Raw genomic sequence first — 12,898 nt, forward strand, 5'->3', positions numbered from 1 at the left:
GCATGAAGGTACCTGATTAGGCACGATTTCTAACGGATGGCATAGTATAATACTATATTCCTATTTTGAGGTGCATATATGTCTTCCATAGAACTTACGGGTGGTAAACCGTTATATGGAGAATTAGAGATACAGGGGTCGAAAAATGCAGTATTACCGATACTTGCGGCAACGATACTTAATAAAGGCATAAGCGTACTTACCGGATGCCCTAAAATCTCTGATGTTTTTCATATGACAGAAGTGCTACAGGCACTTGGTTGTAATATAACGTGGAATGAAAATTCATTAGTTGTGGATGCAACAACGCTAGCGCAAGAAGAAATTTCAGAAGAGATTGCGAAAAAAACAAGAGCATCTATATTGTTCTTAGGAGCGCTATTAGGAAGAAATAATCGAGCAGTTGTTGCATATCCTGGAGGCTGTTCCATTGGAAAGAGGCCAATCGATTTACATTTAAAAGCATTAAAAGAAATGGGAGTCGAAGAAAAATTTAGTGAAGATGAAAAACTTATTTGTGAAACTAGTGAATTAAAAGGTAATGAAATTTACTTGAACTTTCCAAGTGTTGGAGCTACTGAAAATATTATATTAGCTGCTGTACTAGCATCTGGAACAACTGTGATTCACGGTGCTGCAATGGAACCAGAAATTGTTGCATTGTGTGATTTTTTAGTATCTGCTGGAGCAAAAATTGAAGGAATTGGAACTAGTAGGATTAAAGTTATAGGAGTAAAGCAATTAAACGATACAAGCTATCATGTTCCAAAAGATCGTATCGTTGCAGGAACCTATTTAACACTTGTTGCATCAACGGGTGGTAAAGTTTTACTACATGGAGTAAAAGAAAATGAGCTAGCTGCTGTTTTATTCGAGCTTAAAAAAGCAGGATTAAAGTTAAGGCTAGTGGAAGATCATTGCTACATTGAACGTACTGAGCGTTTAAAACCATTGCAGATTGAAACAAAACCATTCCCAGCATTTCCAACGGATATGCAATCTCAATTTATGGCTATGTTATGCACAGCAGATGGAGAAAGTACACTAATAGAAAATATTTTCGAAGCAAGATTTTTAATTATTGATGAATTAAAAAAGCTAGGGGCAAAAATAACTGTCTATGAAAATCGTGCTATAATAACCGGTGTTGAAAAATTAACAGGTGCAAATATTACTGCAAAAGAATTACGCGGTGGTGCTGCTTTGGTTATTGCAGGATTAACAGCGATGGGTAGTACAATTGTTGAGAACACGGATTATATATACCGTGGCTACGAAGATATATGCAAGGATCTAAGACAATTAGGCGCCCAAATTAAAACGTTTTCTAAGGAGGAATTGATAGGACATGGTAAGGCCCATACAAAGGATTGATAAAAAACGTCCCATGAATTTCCTAACAAAAGTAGCAATAGTATGTCTTTTGGTAGTCTTTATTTGTCTTATCCTAATTTTAAATGGTAGACTAAAAAATGTTGTGGTTGAGGGCTCAAGCCATTATACAGAAGAAGAAATAAAGCAAATGCTTTTTGATAAACCAACTGACAATATAACATTGTTATTTTATCTAAGACAAAAATTAACTAAAGGAAAAGAAATCCCCTTTATTCAGAAAATGGATTTTGAAATGGTTGATAAACACACAATTAAGATAAAGGTATATGAAAAGCTTGTGATTGGTTGTGTTGAGGTCATGGGTGGTTATATGTATTTTGACAAGGATGGTATCATTGTTGAAAGTTCCAATGAAAGAATTGAGACTGTCCCACTGATTCTTGGTTTAAAATATAACCAGGTCATGTTACACAAACCACTAGAGGTACAAAAGAGTACTTTATTTAATACCATTTTGAATTTAACAAAATTGATACTATCACATGAGTTACCAGTACAAACAATTCAGTTTAATTCTAGTTATGAAGTAACGTTAGAATGTGATGGAAATATTGTATTATTAGGGAATAGAGAAGTGTATGATGAACAACTTGCAGCTCTAGCATCTATGGTTAATTTTGCAGGAACAAAAAAATATACATTTGATTTGAGAAATTATTCGAAAGATAATACAACGGTACCAGCAAAACCTTTAAAATAGGGCAATTAGAAATAGCATTAATTGAACAAAAATCTATAAAAAATGTAAATTACACTTGATTATTTCTATAATAGATTATATTATATAGTATAGAATAATAAATTAATTTGTAAAAATGCACTATATGTTGTACTTTATAAGAGGGGTATAATATGCGTTTAGAAGGAAATAACAAATGGGCTTAGAGTAGCCATTGTAATAAAAAGGAGGAAGTACCTTGCTTGAGATAAGAATGAATGAATCAGATTCTGCTGCTAAAATTCTTGTAGTTGGAGTTGGTGGAGCAGGGAATAATGCGGTAAACCGCATGATTGAGGAGAATATATTAGGTGTTGATTTTGTTTGTGTGAATACGGACAAGCAACATTTAAAGAATTGTAAAGCGCCACAGGTGGTACAAATTGGAGAAAAATTAACGAAAGGTCTAGGAGCAGGAGCGAGACCTGATATTGGAGAAAAAGCTGCTGAAGAAAGTCGTGAAGAGCTGACAGAAATCATTAAAGGTTCTGATATGGTATTTGTCACATGTGGAATGGGCGGCGGTACTGGAACTGGTGCAGCACCTGTAGTTGCTAACATTGCAAAAAGCATGGGTATTCTAACTGTTGGAATCGTTACAAAGCCTTTTAAGTTTGAAGCAAAGCAAAGAATGAATAATGCAATCAATGGAATTGAAAAATTAAAAGAAAACGTTGATACATTAATTGTAATCCCTAATGATAAATTACTTGAAATTGTTGATCGTAGAACTACAATGCCAGATGCTTTAAGAAAAGCAGATGAAGTTCTTCAACAAGGTGTACAAGGTATCACGGATTTAATTAATGTTCCTGGTTTAATTAACCTAGACTTCGCAGATGTTCAGACAGTAATGAAGGACAAGGGAGTTGCACATATCGGAATTGGTTTTGGTACTGGTGATGATAAATGTACAGAGGCTGTAAAACAAGCGATTACAAGTCCATTACTTGAAACAACAATTCAAGGTGCAAGTCATGTTATCATTAATATTTCAGGTGATATCAGCTTAATTGAAGCGAATGAAGCAGCTACATTTGTACAAGAGCTTGCAGGAGATTCTGCAAATATTATTTTCGGTGCTATGTACGATGAGACTACACCTGATCAAGCAATCATAACAGTTATTGCTACAGGTCTTGAGGATGGATCATCTCAAAATGTTGTAAAAACAGCTGATTTCCTAAAAGGAAATACAACTGGTAAAATTGGCCTTGGTTCTGGAACTTTACCTACATACAACAATCCAGCAAGTAATTCACAGACCATACAACCAAAGCCAAGTGTAAATACGAATGTTACTCAGGGCTTTACAAAGCCACAACCTTCAAACTTCTCCATGCCAACTTATGGAAGCGGAGCAAGTAATCAAGAAACTGGTGGAATTAAGATACCTGAGTTCTTACAAAAGAATAGAAATAAATAATATAATTTTGCATACAAAGATTGAGAACATTATGATTTAGTTCAGATGAGCTCAATCTTTTTTGCATATATAAAATAAGCATTTATTAGGGGATAGATATGAATTATCGAAGGAAATTATATTTTTATAAGGACATTTATGATTATCAAGGAACAAATCAATTGTTTTTAAATGCAGTGAAAGAAAATATTACTTATCATAGAAAACACAATAAGAAATACCAGGCGATACTTAAGAAAAAGAATTTTAGAGTTGGTGATTTGGCGACTTATCAAGACTTATACAAAATACCATTTCTACCAACGATTTATTTTAAAAAACATAAAATTGCTTCCATGAAAGATTATAAGATGCTAGTAAAGGCAACGTCTTCTGGAACCACTGGAAAAAGAAGTAAGATTGGATTTGATTTAAATAGCTTATTATATGCAGGTATTATGGCTATGAGGATGAGTAAATATCACAAATTATTATCAAAAAAAAGAACAAATTATATCGTTTTAGGATATGAGCCACATAAAAGTAATCAAACGGTAATTACAAAAACACAATTTGTGTCAACCTTATTTGCACCTCCAATGAACCGTAAATATGCAATTAAATATAGGAATGGTGGTTATGAAGTTGATTTTAAAGGGATTAAAAAGGCATTGGATCGTTATGTGAAAATGAATTATCCAGTGAGAATTGTTGGATTTCCTTCTTATACATTATTCCTTCTACAGTGGTTAAAGAGCGAGGGGCTTTCGTATCAGTTACCCAAAGACTCAATGCTTATGTTAGGTGGAGGATGGAAAGGTTTTTATAAAGAGAAGGTGGAAAAGGAAGAGTTGTACCAATTGGCAAATGAAGTTTTTGGAATAGAAGGACATAATTGTAGAGAATTCTTTGGAGCAGTAGAGCATCCTTCCTTATATTGCTCTTGTAAAAATAATCATTTTCATGTACCGATATTTAGTAGAGTTATTATTCGAGATGTTGATACTTTAAAGCCTGTTACGAATGGGAAGGTAGGACTTATTAATTTAATCACTCCACTTGCAAAAAGTATGCCACTTGTTAGTATAATGACCGATGACCTTGGTATCCTCCGTGATGGTAAAGAATGTGGCTGTGGTATCAAATCTCCCTATTTTGAGATCCTTGGTAGAGTAGGAGTAAAAGAAATCAAGACATGTGCAGCTGGGGCTAGTGAATTACTATAATCTTACATGTAGCATTCTATTGTGAACATTTTGAGAGGTATGGAAAATAGAAATATGAGATATGATGATCTAAAAAACAACATATTAAGAACGCTAAAACAACCTTTATTGAATAAGGAAATTGTATTACAAGCATGTAATAAATTATCTGTAGCAATAGCAACTGGCACCTATGATAACCTTATGAAAAATATGGGCCTTTATGAAATGATTACAAAGGATAAGCTCAAAGAAGCCTATGAAATGCTAAGTGAAGCTTATTTAAGAAATAAGATTGCTACAGAGCTTGGACCGGATGAAGTAAAATATTTTCCACTGGGGGTATTGCTGCATATTGGTGCAGGCAATTTAGACGGGATCTCTGCCTTTAGTGTCATTGAAGGACTTTTAATGGGAAATATTAATATCTTGAAACTTCCTTCCAATCATGATCCAATATCAGTTCTAATATTAAAGGAGCTAATTCGTTTGGAGCCTTTATTAAAAGAGTACATATATATGTTTAGCATCCCTTCTAATAAAATAAATAAGCTTAAGCGTCTTTGTGAACTCGCAGATGGTGTTGTAGTATGGGGAAGTGATGAGGCTATTACGTTTTATCGTAGTGTTGTCCCTGCAAACACGAAATTAATAGAGTGGGGACATAAAATGAGTTTTGCTTATATTACGAAGGAAGGCTTGCATGAGGAGCAAATGTTTGATTTAGCTGAGCACATCATTAAGACGAAGCAATTACTATGCAGCTCATGTCAGGGGATTTATATTGATTGTGAAGAAGGAGAAGAAGTTGATGATTTTTGTTTGCGGTTTTTACCTATCTTAGAATCAACAGCAAAGAAGTATCATGGTTTTGATATTGGTATTCGTGCGCAAAATACGTTAAAACTTTATAATTATGAGATTGAACATAATGATAGGAAAATGAAACTTTATAAAGAAAATAATGTTAGTTTAATTCGATTGTATGAGCCGAGTTTAGAAAATTCCTTACTTTATGGTAATGTGTGGGTGAAAGCCTTACCTAGAAAGGATATTATTGATGTATTAAAAGAAAATCGTGGGTACCTGCAAACGGTAGGTCTTATATGCGAGGAATCAGAATATGAGGAACTAAGTTTTACGCTGATTCGAGCTGGCGTAACACGTATACGAAATGCTGGGGATATGTCAACTGAATATCAAGGAGATCCTCATGACGGAGAATACCCACTGCGAAGGTATGGGAAGGTAGTAAAAATTAAATAGATATTAGGAATTAAATAGATATTAAAAGTATGGAGGGAAGAATTAACCCTCCTTTTTTCATTTGACAAATAAATTTAAAAAGTTTTCCTTGAATCTTAATATACATAATTAATTGGTTAAGTTGGATTTCTGATTAGATAATTAAATTGTTTGTTAGGCGTATTTACAATGAGAATGCAATACGCATATTCTTGTCCCTATTATGTCCATATTTTCGGTTAAAAACTCGAATTCTTAGATGGCTTGTCAAAGTTAAAGCCTTTCCATCGGTTCATGCTGAAAAAAAACTATTAAAAATCTTTATTATATACTACAGTATTACAAAATATTCCATTCCTACAGGCTATAATGTTAAGTATCAATTGGAGGCGAGGTGAATTGCAACTTGAAGTATATGTTGACGTTCTATTTTTCTGGAATGTCTTAATGAATCTAATACTATTATACATAACGAAGTTATTAAGAAGACAGAAAACTTCATGCGCTAGAATTATATTAGGTGCTATTTTTGGTGCTTTTATCTCATGCCTCATAACGGTATTTTTAAGTTTGCCAAGTGTAGCAAATCTGATGATTAGTTATGGATTCACAGGAATTATTATGGTTTTGATTGTTTTTGGGAAGAAGAATAAAAGGGGAATGATGAATAACTATTTATATTTTTTAATAGTAACATTTATTTTCGGAGGAATGCTACAATCCTTCCTTAGTTCATTAAAGTCAATGAATCTTTTATCTAGGGTATTTAACTCTATATTAAATCAGAACATATCAGGAACAATGATGATCGTTTTACTTATAATAATAATTCCTCTAATGACAATCATTCTTTTGAATGCTAAGAAAAACACTAAGGATGAAAAATGTTATTATAGGGTGATACTTAAAATAGATGAAAAATGTATACCGTGTATAGGATTTTTGGATACCGGTAATTCTTTGTATGATCCTACAAATGGAAAACCGGTTATTTTAGTAGATAGAGTTTTACTTCATAGCATATATGAAGAGGTGAAAATGAATCATCCTGAAAAAATTAGGTTGGTTCCTTATCGGTGCATTGGTAAAGAAAACGGACTTCTAGAAGGAATTCGCATAGATGAGGTTACCATTGAGAATGAGCAAGATTCCTTTACTAGAAGTCAAATTACTGCGGCATTGTCGGAGTATGAATTTAAAAATAGTAAGGATTATCAAGTGTTACTTCATAGTAGGTTATTAGGCAATTTATAAAATGAATGCAATGAATAGGAGGAGAATCGAATGCTTTTAAAGATATCTATAACTAATAAGTTCCAATTTCGCATGATACCAAACTTCAAGGACTTATTTTTTAGAAAGCGTGGAGAGATTCATTATATTGGAGGAGCAGAAGTTTTACCAGCACCCTTAGATGCAGAACGAGAGGCAGATGCAATTGGGAGGCTTGGAACCGATGAAGATACCAATGCTAAATCCTTATTAGTAGAACATAATTTGAGATTGGTTGTTTACATAGCTAAGAAATTTGATAATACTGGAGTAGGTGTTGAGGATTTAATATCCATTGGTACAATCGGGCTTATTAAGGCGATTAATACATTTAATCCAGATAAGAACATTAAACTTGCAACCTATGCTTCCAGGTGTATTGAAAATGAAATTTTGATGTATTTAAGAAGAAATAGTAAAACAAAATTAGAAGTTTCCATCGATGAACCGTTAAATGTTGATTGGGATGGTAATGAATTGTTATTATCCGACATTTTAGGAACAGAAGAAGATGTTATTTATAAAAATATAGAAGATGAGGTGGATAAAAAATTACTAAGTAGAGCCTTGTCTAAATTAAATGATCGTGAAAAAATCATTGTTCAACTACGCTTTGGTTTAAATACCGAAGATGGAAATGAAAGAACTCAAAAAGAAGTAGCGGATATGTTAGGTATTTCACAGTCGTATATTTCAAGGTTAGAGAAAAAAATTATTAAGCGTTTAAAGAAAGAAATGTTACGATGTGAATGATTAAAAAGTATAGGTGACTTTATGTGCCTTGAACAATTAAAATGACCAGAAAAATTTAATTAATTTATGTACTAAGGATGTATAAAATTTAGAATTTTGAAATGTCATGATTTATTTACTGCTGGATAAAAAATAGGAAATAATTACATGTACTTTTTCAGTATAAAGAGCGATGAAAACGTAAATCATTAATTCTAGACATTGAAATTCCAAAGATGGAATTTGAATGAAGAAGATGATTCGGAGGTTTCAGTATGGCTCTTTATAAAGTTGAGATTTGCGGCGTTAATACATCCAAATTGCCTTTATTAAAAGGTGAGGAGAAGGAAGCTTTATTTACTCGAATTAAGCAGGGGGATAAAGAGGCTAGAGAGCTTTATATCAAAGGAAACTTAAGACTAGTACTTAGTATTATCCAACGTTTTTCTAATAGTAATGAAAACGTAGATGATTTATTTCAGATTGGTTGCATTGGGTTGATGAAAGCAATCGATAATTTTGACATTACACAAGGTGTTAAATTTTCCACTTATGCTGTTCCAATGATTATCGGTGAAATCAGACGTTACTTAAGAGATAATAACTCAATACGTGTTTCTAGATCACTTCGTGATACTGCATATAAAGCAATTTATGCAAAAGAAGCACTTCTACGTAGGAATGATAAGGAACCAACTGTTTCTGAAATTGCTGCAGAAGTTGGCATTAATCAGGAAGACATCGTGGCTGCATTAGATGCAATACAAAGTCCTGTATCTCTTTATGAACCAGTTTATTCTGAAGGTGGAGATACTTTATATATAATGGATCAAGTAAGTGATAAGAAAAACAAAGAAGATAACTGGATTGAAGAAATTTCGTTAAAAGAAGCGATGTCAAGATTATCGCCAAGAGAAAATAATATTATTAACCTCCGATTTTTCCAAGGAAAGACTCAGATGGAAGTTGCAGATGAAATTCATATTTCCCAAGCCCAGGTGAGTCGTTTAGAGAAAAACGCATTGAAGAATATGAAGAACTATTTAAGCCATTAATTAAATTGAAAAATATATCGATTCGTAATTTTTTAGAATCTAAATATTATCAATAATAGAATTATAGGAACTATAGAAACAAAGTGTATCTATAAGAAAAAATTGAATCAATGAATAACTAATTTAATATGAAATAATAAGGCTTTTGAAAACTAAGTGATACGTACTATATAACGTTTAAAAAACGGTACGTACACGAATGTTTACAAAAGCCTTTCATATTTGGTTGCTATTCGTAATGAAAACAGGTAAAATGATTGTATCAATGTAAGAATTGAAACCGAAATAAAGATTTTATAAAATTTAGGCTGTCTTTGTCGGCGAAAATGGAGGAAATATGGAGAATTTTAGATTTCATGCGTATACGAATATGTTATTTGGTAAAGATCAAATAGAAAACTTACCAAGCCTTGTCGCTGAATATGGAAAAAATGTGTTGCTTGTTTATGGTGGCGGCAGTATTAAAAAAATTGGTATTTACGATAAAGTAATGGAATTGTTAAAAGATTATAATGTAGTAGAATTATCAGGAGTTGAACCTAACCCACGAATTACTACGGTAGAAAAAGGTGTTGCTTTATGTAGGGAACATAATATAGATGTTGTATTAGCTGTTGGTGGAGGAAGTACAATCGATTGTAGTAAGGTAATTGCTGCAGGGTATTATTATGAAGGTAAGACTTGGGATATTGTACTTGATCCAAGTAAGATTGATAAGGTACTTCCAATTGTAACTGTTTTAACGTTGGCGGCAACTGGTTCAGAAATGAACAAAAATGCAGTAATTTCTAATATGGAAACAAATGAAAAGTTTGGAACATCTTCAATGAATATGATTCCAAAAGCAAGTATATTAGATCCAACGTATCTTTATAGTTTACCGGCAATTCAAACCGCAGCGGGTACTGCTGATATTATGTCTCATATATTTGAGAACTATTTTAAAGCAGATACAAGTGCTTATATTCAGGACCGATTTGCAGAAGGAATTTTAAAAGCTTGTATTAAATATTGTAAAATAGCACTTGAAAAACCGGACGATTATGAAGCAAGGGCTAATTTAATGTGGGCAAGTAGTATGGCACTGAATGGCTTGACTGGTGCAGGTAAATCTGGATCTTGGACATGCCATCCAATTGAACATGAGCTAAGTGCATTTTATGATATTACACATGGAGTAGGTCTTGCTATATTAACTCCACGTTGGATGCACTATATTTTAAGTGAGACAACAGTTGATAAATTTGTGGAATATGCAGTGAATGTCTGGAACTTAGATGCAAGTAAGGATAAGTATGCTATAGCCAATGAGGCGATTGATAAAACAGAGCAGTTCTTTAAAGAGTGTAAGATTCCTATGACTTTAACTGAATTAGGAATCGATGCTTCAAAGTTTGAAATCATGGCGGAAAAGGCTGTTAAGTTTGGCGGACTAGCCGATGCATACGTTCCATTATCAAAAGATGATGTAGTGGAAATTTTTAATATGTGCTTATAAAAAATACTACCGTGGAGGAGAATATGGAATTACTTCATTTCATACTTGAAAGAATTGTCGAGGGTTCTATTTTATTATTTGAATATATTGGAGTTTTTATATTAATAATTACAGGAATACAAGGTCTTTATCAGCATTTAAAACGTAGTCCCTATACAAGATTAAATCTAGCTAGAGGGATGTCCATGGGACTAGAGTTTAAACTTGGAAGCGAAATATTAAGAACCGTTGTTGTTAGAGATTACCAAGAAATTATTCTAGTTGGCGGTATTATTTTGTTAAGAGCAGCATTAACGTTTTTAATTCATTGGGAAATTAAAAATGAAGAATTAAATATGGGATCACATAAAAAATAATCTTTTAAGTTCTATAATTTGAATTTTATTAGATTCAAAAGTAATGAATAAACATGCCAGTAATCTATTAAAACACTATGTTTTAATGATGCTGGCATTTTTACTTGTTTCAGTTAAAAGCAATTAAACTGTATTATGAGTTTTGATGAGTAATAATCGATGGAAAACATTAAAAATTTGTCCTATGATGTTTAGTAATAGATATTCATTATATAAATGCAATACTTACATGCAAGAAAAGGAGACAAAATGTCAAAGGTTGTTTTATCAAAAAAAGATAAGTATTTTAGAGAGTTTGCTTTAAATGGAAACTTGTGGAAGGTTGTTCTTAGTGTCGGATTACCACTTGCTTTTTACCAAACATTAAATTTGGTTTTCCGTCTTATTGATACAATGATGGCTTCCCATATAAGTGCGGAATCGGTATCTGCAGTTGCATATCTATCTCAATTAAATAATATGATTAGTGCAATTGGTGGTGGACTTGCAGTGGGAAGTAGTTTAGAAATTAGTAAGGCTTATGGTGCAGGAAATTACGAATTAGTAAAAAAGCGTGTAAGTAGTTTGGTATCAATATGTGCACTTTTAGGGGCAGTCTTATTATGCATGGTTCCATTTAGTCAAAGGATTTTAAAATTAGCGAACACTCCAGCAGATTTAATTGCAGTGGGAAGTCAGTATTTTGCAATTGAATTAGTTGGCATCGTTATTACATTTTTTAATAATGTGTATTTAGCAATTGAACGTGCAAGAGGGAATACAAAACGCATTCTTTATTTAAATTTTGGTATTATCGTACTTAAATTGTCACTAACAGCAATATTTGTATATGTATTAAAAAGTGGTATTCAAATGATAGCGATTGCAAATGTAATCTCCCAATCATTTATTTTAATTGCTGCAATTATTAGTTTGAATAAAAAAGACAATGCGTTCGGATTTTCCTTCTCAAGCATCGAATTAAAAAAGCCAGTCATTGGTCCGATGTTAAGACTTTCATTTCCTGTAATTATCGAAAAAATGGCTTTTTCACTTGGTAAAGTTATTGTAAATTCAATGAGTGGTAGTTATGGAGGATTGGCAGTTGGTGCGCTTAATATTTCAAATAATATCGGCGGAATTACAACTGGACCTCAAAATGGATTTCAAGAAGGTGGAGCAGCGATTATTAGTCAAAACTTAGGGGCTGCACAAACAAAACGTGCATTAGAAACTTTTAAAAGAACATTGGTAGTAAATGTTACAATTGGCTTTGTTGGCATGGTTACAACTCTTATATTTTTAAAGCCTCTAACATATGTATTTGCTAATTCATCTGGAGGTTTTAATGTTGAATTTCAAAATATGATTATTTCAATGTATCGATTTGAAGCCTTTGGAGGTTGTATCCCATTGGCATTTAATGCATCCGTTATTTCTTTGTTACTTGGCTTTGGGTATACGAAGATAACATTAATCATCAACTTTTTAAGAGTATTTGTTTACCGTATTCCAGTTCTTTATGCATTACAAAAGTTTACGGATTTAGGTGCTGTTAGTTGTGGTTTGGTTATGTTTATTAGTAATACTTTAGTTTCCATAACTTCGGTTATAATAGCATTTTTTGTTATTCGTCATATCTGTAAAAAAGAGAATATTAAGTTTCGAAATGTAGCAAATTAACTTTTAAATTTTTGTTTATAAAATTAATTTAACGCTATAAGTTGATTGGTTGCAATAATCAGCAAAGCAGATGCTGCAATGATTAGTGAAATTTATTGATTATTAGACTACATTATAAATCTAGGAAATAAATCTAGGAAATAAATCTAGGAAATAAATCTAGGATATAAATCTAGGCTATAAACCTAAGATATACGCTAGATTATAAACTTAAAATATAATTTAAAATAAAATTCTAAAAGTATGGAAGTAACTATTTATCTATGTTCTTCCATACTTTTATTGCTTTGTGCAAAAGAAAGTTTTATCTTTCATTTTTTTTATCGCATAATTTGACTTTATACATCATGAAATG

The 12,898-nt window shown here is 32.3% G+C and carries 11 protein-coding genes; all 11 read left to right on the plus strand.

Annotated features, from left to right (window positions below):
- Positions 1–78: 78 nt before the first annotated feature.
- The 11 genes from murA (at position 79) to BN4220_RS14655 (ending at position 12,543) form a co-directional block, all read left to right on the plus strand.
- Positions 79–1,374 (plus strand): UDP-N-acetylglucosamine 1-carboxyvinyltransferase, encoded by a 1,296-nt coding sequence (gene murA / locus BN4220_RS14605; protein WP_066717884.1) that lies wholly within the window; start codon positions 79–81, stop codon positions 1,372–1,374.
- The gene (locus BN4220_RS14610) at positions 1,349–2,095 is read left to right on the plus strand and encodes a cell division protein FtsQ/DivIB (RefSeq protein ID WP_066717887.1); all 747 of its coding nucleotides are present in this window, start codon (positions 1,349–1,351) and stop codon (positions 2,093–2,095) included. The genes murA and BN4220_RS14610 overlap by 26 nt, the downstream gene beginning before the upstream one ends.
- Before the next feature lie 217 nt (positions 2,096–2,312).
- Positions 2,313–3,539 (plus strand): cell division protein FtsZ, encoded by a 1,227-nt coding sequence (ftsZ, locus tag BN4220_RS14615; RefSeq protein WP_066717889.1) that lies wholly within the window; start codon positions 2,313–2,315, stop codon positions 3,537–3,539.
- A 98-nt stretch (positions 3,540–3,637) separates the two neighbouring features.
- On the plus strand, positions 3,638–4,744 hold the full coding sequence (locus tag BN4220_RS14620; protein WP_066717892.1) for a LuxE/PaaK family acyltransferase: 1,107 nt from the start codon (positions 3,638–3,640) through the stop codon (positions 4,742–4,744).
- Positions 4,745–4,783: 39 nt separating this feature from the next.
- On the plus strand, positions 4,784–5,989 hold the full coding sequence (locus BN4220_RS14625) for an acyl-CoA reductase (protein WP_066717894.1): 1,206 nt from the start codon (positions 4,784–4,786) through the stop codon (positions 5,987–5,989).
- Positions 5,990–6,367: 378 nt separating this feature from the next.
- The gene (locus BN4220_RS14630) at positions 6,368–7,222 is read left to right on the plus strand and encodes a sigma-E processing peptidase SpoIIGA (protein WP_066717897.1); all 855 of its coding nucleotides are present in this window, start codon (positions 6,368–6,370) and stop codon (positions 7,220–7,222) included.
- Positions 7,223–7,252: 30 nt separating this feature from the next.
- The gene (gene sigE, locus BN4220_RS14635) at positions 7,253–7,993 is read left to right on the plus strand and encodes an RNA polymerase sporulation sigma factor SigE (protein ID WP_066717900.1); all 741 of its coding nucleotides are present in this window, start codon (positions 7,253–7,255) and stop codon (positions 7,991–7,993) included.
- A 254-nt stretch (positions 7,994–8,247) separates the two neighbouring features.
- Positions 8,248–9,027 (plus strand): RNA polymerase sporulation sigma factor SigG, encoded by a 780-nt coding sequence (gene sigG / locus BN4220_RS14640; RefSeq protein ID WP_066717903.1) that lies wholly within the window; start codon positions 8,248–8,250, stop codon positions 9,025–9,027.
- 337 nt (positions 9,028–9,364) lie between these two features.
- Entirely contained in the window at positions 9,365–10,525 is a 1,161-nt protein-coding gene (locus BN4220_RS14645; RefSeq protein WP_066717905.1) for an iron-containing alcohol dehydrogenase, read from the plus strand.
- Positions 10,526–10,548: 23 nt separating this feature from the next.
- Positions 10,549–10,881 carry a DUF1622 domain-containing protein gene (locus BN4220_RS14650; protein ID WP_066717907.1) on the plus strand — a complete coding sequence of 111 codons (333 nt, stop codon included), beginning with the start codon at positions 10,549–10,551 and terminating at the stop codon, positions 10,879–10,881.
- A gap of 249 nt (positions 10,882–11,130) precedes the next feature.
- The gene (locus BN4220_RS14655) at positions 11,131–12,543 is read left to right on the plus strand and encodes an MATE family efflux transporter (protein WP_066717910.1); all 1,413 of its coding nucleotides are present in this window, start codon (positions 11,131–11,133) and stop codon (positions 12,541–12,543) included.
- Positions 12,544–12,898: the final 355 nt, after the last annotated feature.

Origin of the sequence: Clostridium sp. Marseille-P299, from assembly GCF_900078195.1 — a bacterium.
Lineage (GTDB): Bacteria > Bacillota > Clostridia > Lachnospirales > Lachnospiraceae > Lachnoclostridium.